The organism is Bryocella elongata (genome assembly GCF_900108185.1).
In the GTDB taxonomy this organism is placed as follows: Bacteria; Acidobacteriota; Terriglobia; order Terriglobales; family Acidobacteriaceae; genus Granulicella; species Granulicella elongata.
The window spans coordinates 454,687-474,903 of record NZ_FNVA01000002.1; the positions used below are offsets into that span (position 1 = coordinate 454,687).

At 62.6% G+C, this 20,217-nt stretch carries 15 protein-coding genes and 1 tRNA gene; 7 read left to right on the plus strand and 9 right to left on the minus strand.

Annotated features, from left to right (window positions below; all coding sequences use genetic code 11):
* Positions 1–69: 69 nt before the first annotated feature.
* The gene (locus C4S68_RS08230) at positions 70–1,533 is read left to right on the plus strand and encodes a GH1 family beta-glucosidase (protein WP_103932565.1); all 1,464 of its coding nucleotides are present in this window, start codon (positions 70–72) and stop codon (positions 1,531–1,533) included.
* Positions 1,534–1,721: 188 nt separating this feature from the next.
* Here the strand turns inward: C4S68_RS08230 and C4S68_RS08235 are convergent.
* Both C4S68_RS08235 and C4S68_RS08240 read right to left on the minus strand, forming a co-directional pair.
* Positions 1,722–1,798, minus strand: a tRNA-Pro gene (locus tag C4S68_RS08235).
* 278 nt (positions 1,799–2,076) lie between these two features.
* On the minus strand, positions 2,077–3,750 hold the full coding sequence (locus tag C4S68_RS08240; protein ID WP_103932566.1) for an OmpA family protein: 1,674 nt from the start codon (positions 3,748–3,750) through the stop codon (positions 2,077–2,079).
* 450 nt (positions 3,751–4,200) lie between these two features.
* Between C4S68_RS08240 and cysD the strand changes: the two genes are divergently transcribed.
* From cysD to C4S68_RS08265, 5 genes are all read left to right on the plus strand, one after another.
* Positions 4,201–5,091: a sulfate adenylyltransferase subunit CysD gene (gene cysD / locus C4S68_RS08245; RefSeq protein WP_103932781.1), complete on the plus strand. Its 891-nt coding sequence runs from the start codon at positions 4,201–4,203 to the stop codon at positions 5,089–5,091.
* A gap of 101 nt (positions 5,092–5,192) precedes the next feature.
* Positions 5,193–6,842, plus strand: a complete 1,650-nt coding sequence (gene cysN, locus C4S68_RS08250; protein ID WP_103932567.1) for a sulfate adenylyltransferase subunit CysN — start codon at positions 5,193–5,195, stop codon at positions 6,840–6,842.
* A 24-nt stretch (positions 6,843–6,866) separates the two neighbouring features.
* Complete coding sequence (locus C4S68_RS08255) at positions 6,867–7,568, plus strand: phosphoadenylyl-sulfate reductase (RefSeq protein ID WP_103932568.1); 702 nt, start codon at positions 6,867–6,869, stop codon at positions 7,566–7,568.
* 54 nt (positions 7,569–7,622) lie between these two features.
* Positions 7,623–8,675 carry an XdhC family protein gene (locus C4S68_RS08260; RefSeq protein ID WP_103932569.1) on the plus strand — a complete coding sequence of 351 codons (1,053 nt, stop codon included), beginning with the start codon at positions 7,623–7,625 and terminating at the stop codon, positions 8,673–8,675.
* Positions 8,672–9,268 carry a nucleotidyltransferase family protein gene (locus C4S68_RS08265; RefSeq protein WP_160115063.1) on the plus strand — a complete coding sequence of 199 codons (597 nt, stop codon included), beginning with the start codon at positions 8,672–8,674 and terminating at the stop codon, positions 9,266–9,268. Before C4S68_RS08260 ends, C4S68_RS08265 begins: the two co-directional genes overlap by 4 nt.
* 19 nt (positions 9,269–9,287) lie before the next feature.
* Here C4S68_RS08265 and C4S68_RS08270 read toward each other — a convergent pair whose 3' ends face one another.
* The 3 genes from C4S68_RS08270 to C4S68_RS08280 are packed head-to-tail and all read right to left on the minus strand — an operon-like array spanning position 9,288 to position 13,133.
* Positions 9,288–10,163 (minus strand): FAD binding domain-containing protein, encoded by an 876-nt coding sequence (locus C4S68_RS08270; RefSeq protein ID WP_103932570.1) that lies wholly within the window; start codon positions 10,161–10,163, stop codon positions 9,288–9,290.
* A 60-nt stretch (positions 10,164–10,223) separates the two neighbouring features.
* On the minus strand, positions 10,224–10,721 hold the full coding sequence (locus C4S68_RS08275) for a (2Fe-2S)-binding protein (RefSeq protein ID WP_103932571.1): 498 nt from the start codon (positions 10,719–10,721) through the stop codon (positions 10,224–10,226).
* On the minus strand, positions 10,722–13,133 hold the full coding sequence (locus C4S68_RS08280; protein WP_103932572.1) for a xanthine dehydrogenase family protein molybdopterin-binding subunit: 2,412 nt from the start codon (positions 13,131–13,133) through the stop codon (positions 10,722–10,724). It lies immediately after the preceding gene.
* A gap of 116 nt (positions 13,134–13,249) precedes the next feature.
* Here C4S68_RS08280 and C4S68_RS08285 point away from each other — a divergent pair, with 116 nt between their 5' ends.
* Complete coding sequence (locus tag C4S68_RS08285; RefSeq protein ID WP_235011457.1) at positions 13,250–14,188, plus strand: MBL fold metallo-hydrolase; 939 nt, start codon at positions 13,250–13,252, stop codon at positions 14,186–14,188.
* Between the two features lie 14 nt (positions 14,189–14,202).
* On the opposite strand, the gene C4S68_RS08290 is transcribed toward C4S68_RS08285, so the two are convergent.
* The 4 genes from C4S68_RS08290 to treS form a co-directional block, all read right to left on the minus strand.
* A complete protein-coding gene (locus tag C4S68_RS08290) occupies positions 14,203–14,457 on the minus strand; it encodes an acyl carrier protein (RefSeq protein ID WP_103932573.1) in 255 nt (84 codons plus the stop codon).
* A 172-nt stretch (positions 14,458–14,629) separates the two neighbouring features.
* Positions 14,630–15,388 carry a hypothetical protein gene (locus tag C4S68_RS08295; protein ID WP_103932574.1) on the minus strand — a complete coding sequence of 253 codons (759 nt, stop codon included), beginning with the start codon at positions 15,386–15,388 and terminating at the stop codon, positions 14,630–14,632.
* A gap of 55 nt (positions 15,389–15,443) precedes the next feature.
* On the minus strand, positions 15,444–16,700 hold the full coding sequence (locus tag C4S68_RS08300) for a hypothetical protein (protein WP_103932575.1): 1,257 nt from the start codon (positions 16,698–16,700) through the stop codon (positions 15,444–15,446).
* A gap of 10 nt (positions 16,701–16,710) precedes the next feature.
* Positions 16,711–20,154: a maltose alpha-D-glucosyltransferase gene (gene treS / locus C4S68_RS08305; RefSeq protein ID WP_103932576.1), complete on the minus strand. Its 3,444-nt coding sequence runs from the start codon at positions 20,152–20,154 to the stop codon at positions 16,711–16,713.
* Between the last annotated feature and the right edge of the window lie 63 nt (positions 20,155–20,217).

The window sequence follows — 20,217 nt, forward strand, 5'->3', positions numbered from 1 at the left end:
GGACAGCAGAGTTCCATGTCCGGCGGCCTGTGTGTCTCTTGGCAACACGGCTTCTCATGCAGGAGGGTTATGTTCGGCAATATTTCCAGACGCGCACTCGCACGTCTGCTCGGTGGCTCAGCGGCTGCTGCAACTCTTCCGAATCTGGTGTCTGAATCGGGTGCACAGACTCCTGCCGAGCGCGTGGCGGGGCATCGCAGTTTTCCTCCAGGCTTCCTTTGGGGATCGGCCACGGCCTCGTACCAAGTGGAAGGTGCAGTGCATGAGGGGGGGCGCGGTCTCTCTATCTGGGACACGTTCTCGCATATGCCGGGCAAGGTCGATAATGGCGACACTGGCGATGTGGCAGACGACTTCTATCATCGCTACCGCGAAGATATTCAACTGATGAAGAACCTCGGGCTGAAGAGCTTCCGCTTCTCGGTGGCGTGGACTCGTATCTTCCCGAATGGCACTGGCGCGCCGAATCAGCAGGGCGTTGATTTCTATCTTCGGCTTACGGATGCTCTGCTGGAGGCGGGGATCCAGCCGTTCTGCACGTTGTATCACTGGGATCTGCCGCAGGTATTGCAGGACCGAGGTGGATGGGAGAACCACGACACTGCGAAGGCCTTCGCCGACTATGCGGGGTATACCGTGAGTAAGCTCGGCGATCGCGTGAAGCACTACATGACGATGAACGAACTCCGCACGTTCGTAGAGGTTGGCAACCAGGAAGGCCGACACGCACCGGGCCTCAAACTATCACGAGGCCGGCTTGCTCAGCTTACGCATCACGTGGTGCTGGGCCACGGGATGGCGGTGCAGGCGATACGCGCGAATGCGCCCGCGGGAACGAAGGTTGGCGTTGCGGAGAATCCTGTAGCGACGACGCCGGTCATTGAATCGCAGGAGCATATTGAAGCAGCCCGCAAAGCCTTTCGCGAAGAGAACGCGATGTATCTGACGGTCATCAAGGAGGGACGTTACACGGAGCAGTATCTCAAACGGCTAGGCAGCGACGCGCCGAAGTTTACTGCGGAAGACCTGCGCATCATCTCGAGCCCCATGGATTTTGTGGGGACCAATGTGTACCAGCCGGCATACGTACGCGCTGATGCGAACGAGCGTGGCTATGCGATGGCGCCACCACCAGCGTCCTATCCGCACATGTACAGCCCGTGGCTTACGATAGGCCCCGAGGCTTTGTACTGGGTGCCGAAGCTGGTGAGCGAGCTTTGGGATGTGCGCGAGATCTACATCACAGAGAACGGGACGTCTTCGACGGATACGATCGCGGCCGATGGGCATATCTACGACACGGACCGGGTGATGTTCCTTCGCAACTACCTGACGCAACTGCAGCGGGCCGTCAGCGAAGGTGTGCCGGTGAGAGGCTATTTCCTGTGGAGCCTGCTCGACAACTTCGAATGGGCCGATGGTTACGACAAGCGCTTTGGGATCACATATGTCGATCTGCACACGCAGAAGCGAACCCCAAAGCTGAGTGCAAAGTTTTACGCGGAGGTTATTCGGACGAGCCGGGTCGCATAGTGTTCGAGACGGCACGGTGTGCTGTGCTGTAACTCACGTTCTGAAGATGTCTGTTGGTGGATGGCTGCGTTGGAACTGCGCAGCCATTTTTTTTGTCAGAGGCACTTCGCACAGCAACGTCCCAGGTTTCCCAGGTAAGGGTGAACCTTGGGAGGACGATAGAGCCTTCTCTGAATGCTTGATTTGAATGGTCGGGGCGATTGGATTCGAACCAACGACCCCCTGCTCCCGAAGCAGGTGCGCTACCAGGCTGCGCTACGCCCCGATCCCTGGTGTTTGAACTTCGGTGAACAAGTGCAGACGCACCGGCGGGGAAAGCTCATGCCGTGCCCCTGCTTACCGACTGTCTCAGTCTACCAGAACTTTAGCTGACGCGGTGTGGGGTGCCTCGCCGCTGCTGGAAGAGCCGTCCGGGAACGTTGATCGCGCTCGTATCTGCGTCGTCTGGTCTTCTGTCACGGACATCTGCATAGGCAAAACGAGATGAGGGCGCGATCGGTTTGATCGCGCCCTCATCTCATTGCCGTTTTGGTCTCCGTCCCTTTACTGCTGGGGCGGAATCCCCGTTCTGGCTGCCATTGGTTTGCGCTTGTGGAGCGGCTTCAGCCCAGCCGACGTGGTGCCGTAGGCCTGGCCGTGCCGCTTGATCGTCGACTCATCGAAGACCTGCGTGTTGGCATCGTTGAAGGTAGCGCCCGCCGGCACCAGCACATCGTTGACGGTGCGACCGGAGGTATCGCCGACGCGAAGCTCAACGCGAGCCGGGTCGATGCCCTTTTCCTGCACCAGGTACTGGCGTGCATTCATGGCGCGTTCGGCAGCGGATTGTGGCACCTCATCGGGCGAGGCATTGCCGATCATCACCAGCTTCGCATCGGTGTGCTGTTGCATGGAGAGTGCGACGTCGTCGAGACATCCCTTGGCTTCGTTGTCGACGCGGACGGGGCGGCGCTTGTCGCGGCTGAAGGCGATGCTGCAGAGGCTCTGCGTCTGCGGAATCACCGGCACCGGCAGCGCGTTGACCGTGACACTGGTCGCCGCCGTGGCCGACTGGCCGAGGTCATCGACGGCACTGCAGCCGATGTTGATCAGCGTTGCGCCGAGACCTGCGGTGTTCAGCGTGGCTGTGGTGCCGTTGCTCGTGATCTGGCCGGCGGAGGTGGTGTATGAGTAGGTCAGCGGGCGGTTCTGCGGGCTCGTGCCTACCGTGCTGATCTGGACGCCGGTACCCGACGTGACCGTGCTCGGATTGGCGGAGCAGGTGACGGTGGGAGGCTCAAATGCCTTGACAGTGAACGGCGCAACGCAGGATGCCTGCTGGCTGGCCCTGGCGCCCTGGCTCACATGGCCGCTGACCGTGTACTGTCCCGGAGCCAGGCCTGTGGTGTCGATGGTTGCCGTCTCGCCCTTGGAGGTGACCTGCCCCCCGTTGGCGGTCCAGGTGTAGTCGGCCTTGTGCCTGGGGTTCAGGTAGAGCGTGCTTCCGGTGACGGTGACGGGGTCGCCGGGATGAATGCTGACGGGCTCCGCGGTGCAGCCCAGCATGACGGACTGCGATACCTCAGGCGCGCCGAAGCGATAGACCAGGCCGCCCGAGAGGTGTACGGCCTTGAGATCGCCCACTCCGCCCAGCGTCTGGTTGTAGACGGCGGGGTGCGGGAAGTGGGTGTGCGAGTAGTCCACGTCCGCCTGTACGGCCCGGACGGCAAGATGCTTGTTCCAGAAGGGAAGGACGAGGTCGACGCCACCGCCGCCGGTGACTCCCGTGCCCCACGTGATGGGCTGCGCTGCTGGGCCGCCGGCGCGAACGCCGCCTGCCAGCAGGTGGACGAACGGCACCACGGGGCCGAGCTGCCACCGAACCACCGGGCCAGCTTCGGCCGAGGTGAAATGGTTGTCGCACTGCCAGCCGTAACACGTCGGCAGGAACGAGTAGTGCTCCAGCGAACCGGAGAAATAGACCCCCTGCACCTGCACGCCGAACCAGTGGTTGAAGTAGCCGGTGACGCTGGCCGTGGCGTTGAGATTCGAGGTCGGCGTGTAGGAGATCTGGTTGACGGCGCTATTGAAAGGCCGCAGATAGCCGTAGCCGCCGTAGATCTCGAAGTGGGTATCGGGGTATTCGGAGGCCGATTTGGGGGCCTGGGCAGACAAGGCCGCCGGGGCCAGTGACAGGCCAAGGGCGATGGCGGAGGAAAGGATCGTGCGACGCAGCATCAGGCAGATGTCTCCCAGTGGACGCTTGATATAGTCGTTTCCACGTTAGCGCGGATACTTGCCGAACGCGCGCGGAATCTCGACTTGCGGCTCCAAGATAGGTACCTGTGTGATGCATGGGCGAGCGCGGGGTTTGCTCCGCAAGGGCCCGGGTTTGCCCCGCGCGGCCCGGGAACGTACAATCGAGAGGATGAACCTGCTCTCGACACTCGGCGTCCGCTGTTGTGCCTCGGGGGCGTGTTGTCTCTCCGGCTGTTGTTGCGAGCTTTAGTTCGCCCTTCCGGAGCCGCCTGAAGGTTCTATCCCGAACCCGGCGACTTTTTCCCCACTCCACAATCTGATCCTCAGCGCCTCGGCATCTTCGCCTTTGGCTGCTGTCCTCACCGGAGGCCCCTCGTGTCCACAATCGCCGATGCTCCAATTGATGTTGCACAGCTTCATCGCGAGCGCATGAATCATCTTCAGGCGCTCGAAGCGGAGAGCATCTATATCCTTCGCGAAGCTGTCGCTGAGTTTGCCCGGCCAGTCATGCTCTACTCCATCGGCAAGGACTCCAGCGTGATGCTGCGGCTGGCGCAGAAGGCGTTCTTCCCCGGCAAGATCCCTTTTCCTTTGCTGCACGTGGACACCAGCTACAAGTTCCCCGAGATGATCGCCTTCCGCGACCGGTACGTGAAGGAGATTGGTGCCGAGCTGATCGTGCACCGCAACGAAGAGGCCATTGCCGACGGTGCGAGCCCCTGGAAGCTGGGCACCCAGAACTGCTGTGGCGCGCTGAAGACGCGCAGTCTCCTCGACGGGCTGGAGGAGGGTGGCTTCGATGCCGCGTTCGGTGGGGCTCGCCGCGACGAAGAGAAGTCCCGCGCCAAGGAGCGGGTCTACAGCTTCCGCGACAGCGCAGGCCAGTGGGACCCCAAGAACCAGCGCCCGGAGCTGTGGCAGCTCTACAACTCCCGGCTGCGGAAGGGCGAAAGCATCCGGGTCTTCCCGTTGAGCAACTGGACGGAGCTCGATATCTGGCTCTACCTCTACTCCGAACAGATTCCCATCGTGCCGCTGTACTTCGCCGAAGAGCGCGACGTGGTGGTGCGTGGTAACACGCTGACCCTGGTCGATGAGACGACGCGACTTCTGCCACACGAGAAGGTGGAGAAGCGTAAGGTGCGCATGCGTTCGCTTGGCTGCGCGCCTTGCACAGGCGCCATCGAGAGCGATGCCGATACCTTGCCGGCGATCATCTCTGAACTCATCACCTTCCGTCGCAGCGAGCGTGAGAACCGTGCCATCGACCATGACGAAGAAGGTTCGATGGAGCTGAAGAAGCGCGAAGGATATTTCTAGAGGCTGTTGCTTGCCATTGGCTCTTCGACGTTGTGATTCACCGCACGCCACACAACGACCAGCAACGCAGTCTCTCCCGATTGATCTCAAGGACCACCGCCATGTCGACATTGATTACCGACCCCCGCGAAGCTGCCTTTCGCGCCTTCCTCGACGCTCACCTCGACCAGGAGCTGCTGCGCTTTACGACAGCGGGCTCCGTGGATGACGGGAAGTCGACCCTCATCGGCCGTCTGCTGCATGACACCCGCTCGGTCTATGAAGACCAGCTCGCTGCCGTGCGCGCCAGCCGCGTAAACCGCGCAGGCAATGGCCAGGTCGATCTCTCGCTGCTCACCGATGGCCTCCGCGCCGAGCGCGAGCAGGGCATCACCATTGACGTTGCCTATCGCTACTTCTCGACGTCGAAGCGCAAGTTCATCATCGCGGATACACCCGGCCATGAGCAGTACACCCGCAACATGGCGACCGGAGCTTCGACCGCTGATGTGGCGATTGTGCTCATCGACGCGGCTGCCTTCGTGAAGGCCGATGGCCTGTTGCCGCAGTCGCGCCGCCACACCAACATCGCTTCACTGCTGCGCATTCCACACGTGGTCGCTGCCGTGAACAAGATGGACCTTGTTGGCTACTCGGCTGAGGTCTTCGACCGCATCGCTGCTGAATTCACCAAGCTTTCAGCCGAGCTCCAGCTCGAGAGCGTAGCTCTCGTTCCGGTCAGTGCGCTGGCGGGGGACAACGTCGTCGATCCCTCAAAGAACATGCCCTGGTACACCGGGCCGACGCTGCTCGAATACCTGGAGACGGTGCAGTTGCAGGTGCGCGATGAGTCGCAGCAGCCGTTGCGCTTTCCGGTGCAGCTCGTCGTGCGTCCCGATGCAAACTTCCGCGGCTTCGCAGGACGCATCGAGCGCGGTGAACTTCGCGCAGGACTCAGCGTGCGGGCGCTGCCTTCAGGCCGCGTGACGAAGGTCAAGTCGATCGTGACCTACGATGGCGAGCTGAAGAGTGCGGCCTCGCCGCGCTCCGTCACGGTGGAGCTTGAGGACGAGATCGATCTTTCCCGCGGCGAGATGCTCATTGCGGAGAACGAGACTGCGCCACTGGTGACGAATCGTATCCGCGCCATGCTGGTCTGGATGCTCGAGCAGCCGCTTGAGCTGGGGACGAATTACCTGCTGAAGCACACCACACGCACCGTGCGTGCGACCGTCAGGGCCATCCGTCATCGCATCGACGTAAATACCGGCGAGCGTCTCGCCGCGACGAAGCTCAACCTCAACGATATCGCCGAGGTAGAGCTCGAGACCAGCCTTCCGCTCTTCTTCGATCCCTATGCCGAGAGCCGTGCGATGGGCTCGTTTATCCTCATTGATCCCGTGACCAACGCGACCGTGGGCGCTGCCATGATCGTCGCTGCGGCGGACGAAACCTCGGGCTCCGAGCCAACCGCAAGCCTTCGGCGCTTCGCGTTTGTACACTTGAGCGGCGACGATGCTGCCGCTCGCGCAACCGCGCTGCGTGAGTCGCTGCTTGCCATCGGCCGCAACGCCATCATCGTCGACGATGCGAAGATCTCACCGTCCTCGCTACCCTCAGTCGCCCGCGCACTGGAGCTCGCCGGCGTCATCGGCATCTCGGCGCGGGAGCAGCTCGACGAGGTTTCGCTGGTGGCATTACGCGAGTCCGCCGGGGAGGCGTTCTTCACCGATGAAGTCGCGGCAACCCACTGGATTCAAGCTACAGAGTAAGGCCGTCGGGCCATAGGAGCACGCATGACTGAGACCATCACCAATCTCACCGAACAGGCGGAAGCGCTCTCGGCAGCTGAGCTCGTCGATGCAGTCGTCGAGGCCTCCAGTGGCAAGGATGTCTGCTTCACCTCGAGCTTCCAAACCGAGGACATGGTCGTGCTGCACCTGCTGAAGCAGCGCCTGCCCGATGTGCCCGTGATCTTCCTCGAGACGGGCTATCACTTCGTCGACCTGATTGAGTACCGGGATCGCGTCGTGAGGGAGTGGAACCTGAACCTCGTGAATGCGCTACCGCAGACCACGCTCGCAGAGCACGAAGCCCAGTTCGGCCTGCTGCACATCATCGATCCGGGACAGTGCTGTGCGATCCGCAAGGTTGAGCCTTTGATGCGTTCGCTCGAGCCATTTTCATGGTGGTTCACGGGGCTGCGCCGCGAACAGTCGCCCACGCGCGCGAACCTGAAGAAGGTCGAAGACCATAAACTGCCCACCGGCAAGATGATGAAGAAGGTGAGCGTGCTCGCGGACTGGACCTGGGCGCAGGTCGATGCCTACGCGACGGAGCACAGCATCCCCCGGCTGTCGCTGTACGATCGCGGCTATACGTCGATTGGCTGCGAGCCCTGCACGAAGGTTCCCGAGGCCGGGGCTGATCCCCGCAGCGGACGCTGGGGCGGCGCGAAGCTGGAGTGCGGCATCCATACCTTCAGCGAGAAGGCGTAAATTGAGAGCAGTCGTCACGCGATTGCTTGCCTGACGTAACAAGGATTCTGCCCGATGCGCGAGCGCCGCAACATCGTTGAGCTTTGGAAGCGCGGCAACGCCGTGGCAATGGCCACACTGGTGCGCGTGGAAGGCTCGAGTTACCGGCGCGCCGGGGCGCGGCTGTTGATTGCCAGCAACGGCGAGTATGCGGGGGCGATCTCCGGTGGTTGCCTGGAGGCCGAGGTGCTGCGCAAAGCGCAGTGGATGGTGCGCGACGGAGCTCACATCGAGCGCTACTCGACACTCTTCGACGACACCGCTGATATCCCCTATGGGCTTGGCTGCGGCGGTACGGTCGATGTGTTGCTGGAACCCGCCGACACCGCTGAGTTCGAAGCACATCTCGAAGCGCTGGAAGCTTCGCTCCGCGGCGAGCGACGTCGCATCATCACGCAGCTGCCGGAGGGCGGTGCGAAGTTCGCGCGATGCGTGCTGGATGCTGCCGGCTCTGCGGTCTTTCGCAGTGGCCCTGCAGTCATCGATGCTTCGCTGCCTCTGTATGACGAAATCCTTGCAGCTCCGCAGCGGCTGATCGTCTTCGGCGCCGGGGACGACGCGCAACCCATGGTTCGCATGGCGAACATGCTCGGCTGGCGCACTGTCGTCCTCGACAGCCGCGCGCAGTGGGCGAAGCGCGAACGCTTTCCCGAAGCGGAGATCGTTGCCACGTCTGTGTCCGGCTTCACAATCGAGCGGGACGATGCGGTAGCGATTCTCACACATAGCTATGAGCAGGATCGCGAATGGCTCACGCGCTCGCTCGCCGCACACCCACGTTATCTCGGTTTGCTTGGGGCGAGGCATCGCAGCGCGTTACTGGTCAGAGACGCCGCGAGCGAACTCGGCTGGACGCTGGAGCGCGCCTGCGCTGGACTCTTTGCTCCCGTCGGCATGGATCTTGGCGGCGACGGCGCAGAGGCCATCGCGCTGGCTGTGATTGCGGAGATACAGGCCTGCGTGCAGGGCAAGATTGGATCCTCGCGCCGCATGACCGCAGAGATGGTGGAAGAGCAGGTCACGCGCGGATCGGCCGCTCGTTACCAGCAGACGCAGTGTGCCTTGTGAGTTCGCAAGCTTCACCGCGAATCGCGACGGTGGTGTTGGCGGCGGGGCTTTCGACGCGCCTCGGCCGGCCGAAACAGCTCGAGGTGCTTGATCCCGATTCGGGTGACACTCTCGTCGAGCGCGCCGTACGCTCCGCGATCGCCGCGGGTCTCTCGCCCATTGTTGTGGTCATCCGCAGCGAAGAACTGCTGGCTCCATTGCAAGCCCTCGGAGCGATTGTGCTGTTCAATCGGCAGAGTTACAAAGGGCTTGCGTCATCAATTCGTGTCGGCGTCGAGGCTGCGTTGCAGCTTGAACTTGACGGCGTGGTGCTGATGACCTGCGACCAGGTCGCACTTACCGCAGACCATCTTCGCGAGCTGTTGACCGCGCCAGATCGAGTGACTGGCTCGTATTACATGAGCCGCATTGGAGTGCCGGCGTACTTTCCACGCGCGAGCTTCGAAGCTCTCCTGCAACTGGACGGCGACGTTGGCGCGCGCGAACTTCTGCGCGGCGCACGCAGCGTTGCTTGCGAGGAGCTTGCACTCGACGTGGATACAGAGCAGGACCTGAAGCGTGCCAGGGAGTTCGTCGTGAAGTCGCGATCCTAGACCGTCATCGTGGTGCTGACTAGAGGACGAGTGAGCGGAGAAACTCCTCAAGCAGGTTCGCCGCAACGATAGAGCGATAGCGCCCGGTGGAGCGGATGTCGTCGATCGGTTTAGCTTCGAACGCAAGAGCCGCGCGGCCGGCTCGCACCGTCGCTTCAAGGTCGGCCTTCGCAATCGACAAGCCCGTCAATGCCGCTTCGATCCCCGTGCAGCGCAGCGGACGGTCCGCGAGCGATGCTGCGCCGATGCGGATCTCGGCAATCGTCTCGCCATCGAGCTTTGCGAGGCACGCGAGCGCGGTCTTGGAGATGGCCTGCGCATTGCGCGTGCCGACCTTGCGAATGTGCTGCTTCCACCCAGCGAACGTGCGCGGCACAGTGATGGTGTGCAGCAGTTCGTCGGGTCGCAGCGCCGTGCGTTTGTAGCCGAGATGGAACTCCGTGTAAGGAACGGTCCGCGTCCCATTGGTGCTGATCAGCGTGACGGTCGCTCCATAGGCGAGCAGGGCGGGAGGTGTATCGGCCGCGGGCGACGCGTTGCAGATGTTGCCGCCCAGCGTGCCGCGATTCTGGTTTGCCACCGAGCCGGTCCAGGAAGCAGAGCTCGCCAGCAGTGGAAGATCGCGGGCGATGTCGGCGTTGCGGCGAATGTCGGTGAACGTGGTCCCGGCACCGATGTGGATCGCATCGTCGTCAACGCGGATGAAGCGCAGCTCCTTCAGGTGATTGATGGAAAGAAGCGACTTTGCGGCAAGGCGGCCGACGCCAAGCGCGACCATCAACTCCGTGCCGCCAGCGATGGGCGTGTGCTTTCCGGGCTCAGCCGCAAGCTGCGCGAGCACAGCAGCGAGCGTTGTCGGCGCGGTAAGTTCGTATTGAGTGACGTCAGAGCGCATAAGGGAAAGAGGCGAGATACGAGATACGAGGTGCGAGGGACGGGTTGCGGTCTGGAATGACTATGTGCTGATTGTTGTAAGCGCTTGGGCGGCCTTCTGCACCGACTCGAAGATGCGCATGTAGCCGGTACAGCGGCAGAGGTTTCCGGCGAGGCCTTCCTTGATCTGCTCCAACGTCGGGTTGGGGTACTTGTCGAGCAGATGATGCGTGGCGAGGATCATGCCTGGCGTGCAGATGCCGCACTGCGCTCCGCCGTTCTCGAAGAAGCACTGCTGGATGGGATGCAGATGGGCGGGTTCTCCTTCTGCCGCAGCGCTGGGTGCGACGCCTTCGATCGTGCAGACGGATGCTCCATCCGCGTGCAGAGCCGGCACAAGGCAGCTGTTCACCAGCTCGCCGTTCATCAGCACGGCACACGCACCACACTCGCCTTCGCCGCAACCTTCCTTGGTGCCGGTCAGGTGCGCGTCCTCGCGTAGAACATCGAGCAGCCGCTTCATCGGTGGCACGTCGAGAGACTGGCTCGTGCCATTGATCGTGATCTGAATGGTGCTCATCTAAACCGTGACCTCAGGAGCTTCCACTTCGGTGTCGCGGTCGACGGTAGCGTCGATGTCTTCACTGCCGCCGTGCAGATGGCCGAGCGAGGTGAAGCGTTCGAAGATGTCTTCGGGCAGCAGTGGAATGCTGTGGAAGCTGACGCCGGTTGCGTTCTCGATGGCGTTGAGGATCGCGGGACCGGGGCCGTCCATTGGCAGCTCGCCGATGCCCTTGGCGCCTCCGGGGCCGTGCACGCTGGGAACCTCTTCGAAGTGCACATGGATCTCGGGAAGATCGGCGCTCGTGGGCATGATGTAGTTGGTCATCTGGTTGTTCATCATGCGACCCTCCTTCCATTCGCAACGCTCGTAGATCGCGTAGCCAATGCCTTGGGCTACGCCGCCTTCGATCTGGCCCTTCGCGAGCACGGGGTGCAGCACGCGGCCCACCTCCTGCAGCGCGTCGAAGCGCGTGCAGGTCGCCTGATAGGTGTTCATGTCGACGGCGACCTCTGCAACGTAGATGGCCCACGCAAAGCCCGGATAGGCCTCGCCGCGATAGAGCTGATCGTCCCAGAACACGGGCGCCTGCGGCTCATAGCGTACGGAGGTGCGGAGTGTTTCGTGCTCTGCGAAGTACCGTTCTGTGGCGGCGAAGAACGTGTCGCGGTCGCATGTTTCAGGTAGAGCAGAGTACGTGCGAAGTGTTTCGAGCAGCTTCAGCGACGCGCGTTCGACGAGCTTGCCCACGATCATTGCAGTACGGCTCGCCACCGTGGGACCGGAGTTTGGCACGACCGCCGTGTCGATCTTCGCGAGATACACATCGTCATAGGCAATACCCAGCGTATGTGCTGCCACCTGGCTAAGGATAGTATTTGTGCCCTGGCCAAACTCTGTTGAAGAGACGAGCACGCATACGCGTGCGGGCTGGCCGGCAGTGGCCTTATCGACGCGCAGCACGACCTCGGAGTTGAGCCGTCGTTCGCCTGAGCCGGTGAAGCCAGCACCATGCAGGAAGGCCGCGAAGCCCACGCCGCGCTTGATCGGCGAAGTCTTGTTCTCTTCTGCAAAGCGGGCCAGCTTCTCGTGATAGCCATGCTCCTTCAGAACGCGTGTGAGCATGGCGTTCATGTCGAAGGCTTCGTGAAGCTTCTGGCCGGTGACCGTAACGTCTCCGGTGCGGAGGAAGTTGCGGCGACGCAGTTCTTCTGGCGTAAGGCCGACGACCTTCGCAACGCGGTCCATGTGGCGCTCGATGCCGAAGAGTGCCTGCGGCGCACCAAAGCCGCGGAAGGCGCCGTGCGGAGGAATGTTGGTTGCCATGGCCTTGGACCGCACCCGCAGGAAGGGCCAGCGATACGGCCCTGGCGCATGCAGTGTGGCGCGTGAAAGAACCGTGGGCGAGAGCGTGGTGTAGGCCCCACCATCGAGCGCGACTTCAATCTCCGCACCCAGCAGCATGCCGTCCTTCGAGAGCGCCGTCCTATGGCGTGTGCGCGACGGATGGCGTTTGGTGGTGCCGGCCATATCCTCGGCGCGGTCGTAGACGATCTTCACCGGATGGCCGCACTTCATCGCGAGCAACGCAGCGTGCGATCCGATCACGGAAGGAAAGTCTTCCTTGCCACCGAAGGCTCCGCCGGTCTCGACCTGGATGACGCGGCACTTGTCTTCGGGAAGATTGAAGACGACCGTCAGCGCGTGTACGAGATAGTACGGGCATTGCATGGAGCCCTGCACGCAGAGGCTTTCGATGTTGCCGTGCTCGTCGCGAAAGCACTCGGCGATGACGCCGTTGTTCTCGATATAGAGCTGCTCCTGCGCGCCCGTAGAGTATTCGCCTTCGACGATGAAGGCCGCTTCTTCAAAGGCCTTTGCAAGGCCAGCTTCGGTCTCCTTTGCCTCGCCGGAGTACAGCTGGTATTGGCGGAAGCAGTTGGCGGAGCCGAAGGTTGCAGAGCCTGCAGCTTCGTTGGGCTCCCACATGATGCGCTCCGCGTCGCCGCTCTCGACGGCAGCCTCGCTCTCTTCGATGGTGAACACCCCGGGCAACGGGTCGTACTCGATGCGGATCGCGGCCTTCGCCCGAAGCAGAGCGGCCTTGCTGGGATGAGCGATGAGGAGGATCGGCTCTTCGGGATGATTCACGAAGCCGTCCGCCAGGCAGGGATGATCCTTGATGAGGTGGACGATCACGTTCTCGCCGGGGATATCCGAGGGACGTACGATGGCGTACTCACTCCAGTCGATCTCATCGGAGAAGGTGATCGAGCGGATGCGTCCGCGCGCAATCGTACTGCGCACGGTGGCGCCATGCCACATGCCGGGAAGCTCGATGTCGTCGATGTACCTGGCGGCGCCCAGCACCTTCGCGCGGCCCTCCTTGCGGAGGGGAGAGGCGCCGATAAGGCTTGGAGGTTCAGGCATCAGATTTGCTCGCGACTTGGATTCGAGTATCCGATGAGAATAGTACGAAACGGGGCTCCGGCGCTACGGCCAGGATGGATCGTCGGCGCGGCTGATGGAAGCTGGAGAGGTTTCAGATGATGAGAGGCGGGCACAGCGTGGTGAAGCTCATTGCGATGCTGGCGGTGTTTGCGGGGACATCGCACGCCGAGTTCGCTCCCCCGAAGCAAGTGGCCGCGGGTGTTTGGTTTATGGAAGGAGACCCGCACAAAGGCTATGCGAACACCGTCGTGATCGAGATGCAGCGCTACCTCATCGTGGTGGATGGCAGCTACCCGGGCCGGGTCGAGGAGCTGCTGCAGGAGATTCCGCGGCTCTCGCCCAAGCCGATTCGCTATGCCTTCATGACCCACCATCATGGTGACCACGCCTACGGCAATGCGTTGTGGACGAAGGCCGGCGTCACGACGCTCGCAACGCAGGGCGTGCGCGAGGAGATGGATCGCTACGAGCCTGAGCGCTGGCTTACCACCAAACCAAAGCGCGAGGACATGTGGACCTTACCGTATGACGATGTCGAACGACCTCGGCAGACCTTTCGCGGACGGAAGTTTGTGCTCAAGGATGGCACGCGCGAGGTCGACTTTCTGTATATGGGCTGGGGACATACACGTGGCGATGGCTATGTATGGCTGCCCAGGGAGCATGTCCTGTGCACCGGTGATGCAGTCGTGAATGGGCCGCGCAATAAGCTGTGGGATGCGGACCTGGCCAACTGGCCCCATGTGATTGAGAGGGCTGAGGCTCTGCGACCGGAGATCGTGCTGCCTGGCCACGGTCAGCAGGGTGGGATGGAGATGCTGGAGGGCCAGGCACGCTTCCTGCGAGATCTTCGGAATGCCTGCGAAGAGTATCTGCGCCGCGGACTCAGCGTCGAGCAGGCGACAAAGTCGCTCAAGCTTCCCGCCGTCGACGCGACTTGGGTCCGCGACGATATGACGCAGGACATCGAGATTGAGTACTCGGAGATCAAGGCAGGGAAACCCGCTGGATCACTCCCGCACACCTGGCAGTGATGGTGGCGCGGGAGCTATCGTCCCTGCGCTGCCAGCTTGTTCTGGATGAGCTCGGCCAGGTGGCCGACGTTGTGGATCGACTCCAGCTCGGCGGTGTGGAACTTCACACCGAACTTCGCTTCCACGGCGACAATCAGGTTGATGTGGTTGAACGAATCCCAGTCGGGTACGTCCGCGGCCGTCAGTGTTGGGACGGCGACGAGTTCTTCGTCGTCGAAGAGATCACGAAGGATGGACGTGAGCTGGTCGTAGATGGCTTGCTGCTGCATGAATCCTCAACAGGGATTATAGCGAGCGGGGCCACCGGCTCAGGCTTCGACTTGTTGATCAGACATAGGTTCTGCAGCCATGGTTCCATTTGCCGCCTCGATTGCCGTGGCCCATTTCCGTCGCGGGCAACACTTTAGCACGACACGGCGATGGTGCCTACATTTGTTGCCTTCAAAAATGACGGAGCTTCGAACGCGCAGGCTCGGGCTCGGTCAATGGTTGTGATTCTGTGGGTTTCGCCACAAACGGGCGATCGATGTTGCGTTCGATCGACCGCGTCACAAGATCGCGCGAGCCCAGCCCAATGGCCAGCGCCAGCGTAAGAACAATCCCCCCAAATAAGATGCCGAAGGCCAGCTCAACGATGTGTCCACCGACCTGCAGGTGGTCCAGCGCCATCGCTCCCGCCAGCACCAGGACGAGCCACTTCACGCCCAGCGAAAGGAACCGGGCATATTGCATCTGTGCGTTCACCGCGCCGATAAGAACGGAACGCGCCAGGAACCGCGCGAGGATCGATCCCGCCAGCACAATGAGCACCGCTCCGGTGATGTGTGTGACGTAGGGCAGGAGGAAGATGGAGATCGTTGAGTTGGCGGAGTACGAAGCGTCGAAGGCCGAAAGTCCCACCGCCACGCCGATCAGCACGCAGCCCCAGAAGACGAAGCGCGAGGCCAGCAGCGTGGGAGAATGCGACGGCGACCAGTCGGCGACCGAGGCGTTCGTGTTGATGGGCTGACGCGACGCCAGGCGTTCGTCGAATCGCACCGAAACGAGGACGCGGCGGAGCAGCACGCTCAGCCCCCAGCCGATGAGGGTAAAGAAGACCACCGCCAGCAGGAACGCCGCGATGCCCGGCAGGAAGTTGGCCAGCACGAGCACCACGCGGTGCATCGATTGACGTAATGCGGAGCCGATTTGCTGTCCCATGGGTACCTCTCTTTGCGTTCGTCCGACGTAGGTTGCAGGGCCGTCGATTTCAGGCCTAAGGGTTGAATCGATCCGGCCAGCGCCAACGCGCGACCACGTAACCGCGCTCGAGCTCGAAGGCCTGCGCGGTCTCTGTCATCATTTGCGCCGCTGAGGCTGGATCGACCTCAGCCGCGCGGGCATGCGATGCGACCCAGGCCATGTACAGCGGCGTAAACGCTCCCAGCAGGTGGCCCCGGTTGAGGGTCCGCAGCCGGTACGCCAGCGCGAAGTCGTACACGATGCGGGCCCATACCTGCGGAGCCACCGAAAAGCTCTCGGGCGGCGCAAGAGATAGCCTCTTCAGCGCCAGCAGCGTCTGTGGCGGAAGCAGCAGCGACCAGAGCTCCTGCAGGCTCTTGTAGGCAAGCCGGAAGTTGTCGATCAGCTCCAGCACCTCGGGCGAGACCTCGACCGCGCTGGTGGGTGGCGGGTGCGGAATCCCCGCCTGCGCGGAGGGTATCCCCGCAGCTCCAGTGGGAGCAAAGATGCGCGCTCGCTGCCAGTAGCTGGCCTTGGTCTCGATATCCGCAAAGAGCGAGGCCGCAACCGCGGTGAAGAGTTCATTGAAGGTGCTCTCGGGAGGATGTGGCAGCGTGTAGCCCTCGAGCGTCACCTCGCGAATGTGGCAGCCCGCGACGGCAGCCTCGCTCACCGGCCACAGCATCGCATCGTTGGCCGCGCTGGCAGATCGATGCGCCACCGTGCCGAGTCTCTCCAGCAGGCGTCGCGACAAGAGGGCGTCCGTCGGCAAGGGATAATGCACGTCCGCTGCAAAGAGCGCCCGCGTCAGTGGGTACAACAGCGCCGCGTTGACCAGCCCCTGCTCTTCGCCCGGCATGGGGCGTGGCGTTACGAGGTCGACTGGCCGGTCTCCGCTGGTATCGGCCAGCTTGCGCAACGCCCCCGGTGTCGCCCATGGGCCATGCGATCCCAGCAGGAGTGCGTAAGGAGCGTCATAGTCGCGAGCCGCGTGTGCCGCTTCGGCGAAGTCAGTCGCCGTCAACACCCACGCTCCCTGCGGTGCGAGCGTGTGCCGCACACCCCAGCGCATTCCCGGGGGCAGTGGCGAAGGCGCCGGCTCCGGGGAGATCACGACGATCGAGCTTCCGGCAAAGGCTGCTTCGAGCGCACTTACCGTCAGCGCGGAAGCCTCGCCCGGCTGGCCCGCCAGCCAGACCAGAAGCTCCGGCGTCGTCGCAGAACTTTCCCCAGCGGCGGAGTCGGTCGTCACTGAGGCGTGATTTGTTTCGAGCATGGGAGAGGTCGCCATCGTTTGTCTTTCAGTCTGTGCTCAGCGCGAGCAGTCCGTGAAGCGGCAGCGCCAGCCACGCAGGCCGGTTGTTCAGCTCGTACATCAACTCATAAGACGCCTTTTCGAGCAGCAGCGCACGCAGCAATTCATCCTGCTGAGCGGGCTGAGGAAGCAGCCCGTCGGTGTCGCGAAGAACCTCCCGGTAGGCATCGAGGAAAGCGGCGCAGGCCGCAGCCTCCCACAACGCGGCCCAGGAGCGCTGGTTCTCGACAGTCCCGTGAGGTTCACCCGTGCTCGCCGTCGCCAGGGCTGCGTACGTTGCATAGCTGAAGCTGCGCAGCATCCCGGCCACGTCCTTCAGTGGCGACTGTTTCTCGCGGCGCTCCGCGAGCGATCGTGCCGGCTCGCCTTCGAAGTCCACGAGGACAAACCCCGAAGCGGTGCGCAACGTCTGTCCGAGGTGATAGTCGCCGTGGACGCGAATTCGCTGGCCAAAGGACGCGGCAGCATCTCCCTGAAGCCCGCCAATCGCTTCAACCCGAGCCATCAGGCGCGCACGCTGCGCGGTCAGCTTCTGAGCCAGTTCCGCCTGGTCTCCGCTGAAGCTCGAGGCGCGATCCTCGAGCGCATTCAGGGCGTGTGTGACCTGGGCCGTGATGCGCTTCCGCTCACGCGCAAGCGCTGCATCGTCGTACGCCTCAGCCGCGAAGCCCGCATCAGCCGTCGGAGTGGCGAGTGCACGATGAAGCTCCGCGGTGATGCGTCCAAGCGTAGCTGCGGCCTCGAGACTGACTCCAGCCGCTGCCGTCAATTCAGCGGGAGGCAGGAACGTGGCAAGCGGATCTACCTTCTCCAGCACCGCGGGAGCAGGTTGGTCCTTCACCGCCGCAAGGAAGTTGATAAGCTCGCTCTGCATCCACTGCCAGCCGTCGCCTTCGTTCTTCGAAAACACCTGCAGGAAGGCGATGGTCGTGGCGTCGGACGCAATGTGCAAGTCGCCGAGGTAAGGCGCGATGTGAGGAAAATGAGCAACGTCGGTGAGGAACCTTGTGATCTCGACATCGGGGTTCTCACCCGAGCGCAAGCGGCGGAAGAGCTTGAGGATGGCGCGATCGCCGAAGAGGATGCTGGTGTTCGATTGCTCCACCGAACCCACGCGTGAGTCGACGTTCAGGTCGAGCTTCTTTAGCCCGGCGGAGTTGGCTGCAACCAGCGAGTAGGTTGCAGTGCTGCTGTCCGACTGCGCGAGGTTACCCGCCGCCGCGACCTCTTGCGCACCGCAGATCAGCTCCTTCAGTGCGTGCCGGAAGGCTTCGCTCGCCGTCGCATCGTAGACGATCTTGGTCTCTCCACCCTCTTCCAGCGCGGTGAGGATGGACTTTGTGGCGTCAGCGCGAACAGCCGTAGCTTCCTTGCCCGATGCGGTCGCGAGCGGCAGCTGATAGATTTCGTTTTTGCCACCATCTTCGAACTCAACCTCGATGCCTGCGAGAACCCCGGAGGTCTGCGGTACAGGCGTCGTCCACGCAATACGCGCCTTCGCGATGGTGCGGGACTTCGCTCCAAACCACCGCTGCCGCGCGAGAAACGCAGGGAGCGCGGCTTCGATAGCCTGCACACCCTGCGCGCCCGCGATGTCACCCAGGGTGTTCAACGATCCCGGCGTCTGCGCCACGGGAGCTGGTGTCGCCACGGCCGCGTCAACGTTGGCGGATTGCGTGATTTGCTGACCAGCCGCCGTCAGTGTGGCGGGGGCATCGACGAACGGCGCCTGCTGCGGTGCTGCTTGCTGCAGCTCGAGCCAGAAGAAGCTGTAAGGTGCGAGCGTCAGCGCGTAGGGCGTGTTGTCGATGGTGGGGAAGGGCACGTACCCGAGCATCTCCACCGGCACACGGCCTGCGTAGCGCGAGAGGTCCAGCTGGACCGGCTGCGCAAATCGTGACAGATTCGCAACGCAGAGCACCGTCTGCGACTGACCATCGTCGCCGTAGTAGCCGCTCTCCGGTTTGTACTCGCGAATGTAGGCGAGGATCTTGCGGTTATCGGGATGCAGGAATTCGAGCGTGCCGCGGCCGAAGACCTGGAAGAGCTTGCGCAGCGCGATCATGTTGCGCGTCCAGTGCAGCAGGCTCGAAGGGTCACTCTCCTGCGCTTCGACGTTGATCGCCTGGTAGCCCCAGATGGGGTCCATGATGACCGGGAAGTAGAGCCGCGCAGGCACGGCTTTGCTGAAGCCCGCGTTGCGATCCGAGTTCCATTGCATCGGCGTGCGCACGCCGTTGCGGTCGCCAAGATAGATGTTGTCGCCCATGCCGATCTCGTCGCCGTAGTAGAGGATGGGCGTGCCCGGGAAGCTGAATAGCAGCGAGTTCAGCAGCTCGATGCGGCGGCGGTTGTTGTCCAGCAGAGGAGCGAGCCTCCGGCGGATGCCCACGTTGATGCGCATGCGCGGGTCGGCCGAGTAGGCGAGGTACATGTAGTCGCGCTCGTCGTCGGTCACCATCTCCAGCGTCAGCTCGTCATGGTTGCGCAGGAAGAGACCCCACTGGCAGTTGGCGGGGATGGCCGGCGTCTGCGCCATGATGTCCGTGATGGGCAGGCGGTCTTCCTGACGTAGCGCCATGTAGATGCGCGGCATTAGCGGGAAGTGGAAGGCCATGTGGCACTCGTCGCCATCGCCGAAGTAGGGCCGCACATCCGCGGGCCACATGTTGGCTTCTGCGAGGATGAGCCGGTTCTCGTACTCCGCGTCGATGACCGCGCGGATCTGCTTGATGAGCACGTGCGTCTCGGGCACATTCTCGCAGCTGGTGCCATCGCGCTCGACGAGGTAGGGAATCGCGTCCAGCCGCAGACCGTCGACTCCCATGTCCAGCCAGAAGCGCATGGCGGTCAGGACCTCGTGCATGACCTGCGGGTTGTCGAAGTTCAGGTCCGGCTGATGCGAAAAGAAGCGATGCCAGTAGTACTGCTGCGCTACCTCGTCCCACGTCCAGTTGGACTTCTCCGTGTCGGTGAAGATGATGCGCACGCCTTCGAAGAGCTTGTCCGTATCGGACCAGACGTACATCTCGCGCTCGGGCGAACCCTTGGGAGCGCGGCGGGCCTTTTGAAACCACGGGTGCTGATCGCTGGTGTGATTGATGACCAGCTCGATCATCACCTGCATGTTGCGCGCATGGGCCGCGTCGAGGAACTGGCGGAAGTCCTGGATCGTGCCGTAGCTGGGGTTCACGCTGACATAGTCGGCGATGTCGTAGCCGTCATCGCGCAGCGGCGAAGGGAAGAATGGCAGGATCCAAAGGCATGTGACACCGAGGTCCGAGAGGTAGTCGAGCCGTGAGATGAGCCCCTGAAAGTCGCCGATGCCGTCCGCGTTGGAGTCAGCGAAGGCCTTGACGTGCAGCTCGTAGATGACCGCGTCTTTGTACCAGAGGGGGTCGGTCGTGCTGGCTGGCTGCTTGCGGATCATCGAGCGGGCGTACCTCAAACGAATCTTTGGGGTTGGATGCAGAGTGCGCGACTGGCGATGGTT

Coding starts and splice junctions, on each gene's coding strand:
- C4S68_RS08300 (WP_103932575.1), bottom strand. CDS start 16,700: ATGGCGACCTCTCCCATGCTCGAAACAAATCACGCCTCAGTGACGACC.
- C4S68_RS08255 (WP_103932568.1), top strand. CDS start 6,867: ATGACTGAGACCATCACCAATCTCACCGAACAGGCGGAAGCGCTCTCG.
- treS (WP_103932576.1), bottom strand. CDS start 20,154: ATGATCCGCAAGCAGCCAGCCAGCACGACCGACCCCCTCTGGTACAAA.
- C4S68_RS08230 (WP_103932565.1), top strand. CDS start 70: ATGTTCGGCAATATTTCCAGACGCGCACTCGCACGTCTGCTCGGTGGC.
- C4S68_RS08290 (WP_103932573.1), bottom strand. CDS start 14,457: ATGCAGCAGCAAGCCATCTACGACCAGCTCACGTCCATCCTTCGTGAT.
- cysD (WP_103932781.1), top strand. CDS start 4,201: ATGAATCATCTTCAGGCGCTCGAAGCGGAGAGCATCTATATCCTTCGC.
- C4S68_RS08270 (WP_103932570.1), bottom strand. CDS start 10,163: ATGCGCTCTGACGTCACTCAATACGAACTTACCGCGCCGACAACGCTC.
- C4S68_RS08285 (WP_235011457.1), top strand. CDS start 13,250: ATGATGAGAGGCGGGCACAGCGTGGTGAAGCTCATTGCGATGCTGGCG.
- C4S68_RS08280 (WP_103932572.1), bottom strand. CDS start 13,133: ATGCCTGAACCTCCAAGCCTTATCGGCGCCTCTCCCCTCCGCAAGGAG.
- cysN (WP_103932567.1), top strand. CDS start 5,193: ATGTCGACATTGATTACCGACCCCCGCGAAGCTGCCTTTCGCGCCTTC.
- C4S68_RS08240 (WP_103932566.1), bottom strand. CDS start 3,750: ATGCTGCGTCGCACGATCCTTTCCTCCGCCATCGCCCTTGGCCTGTCA.
- C4S68_RS08275 (WP_103932571.1), bottom strand. CDS start 10,721: ATGAGCACCATTCAGATCACGATCAATGGCACGAGCCAGTCTCTCGAC.
- C4S68_RS08260 (WP_103932569.1), top strand. CDS start 7,623: ATGCGCGAGCGCCGCAACATCGTTGAGCTTTGGAAGCGCGGCAACGCC.
- C4S68_RS08295 (WP_103932574.1), bottom strand. CDS start 15,388: ATGGGACAGCAAATCGGCTCCGCATTACGTCAATCGATGCACCGCGTG.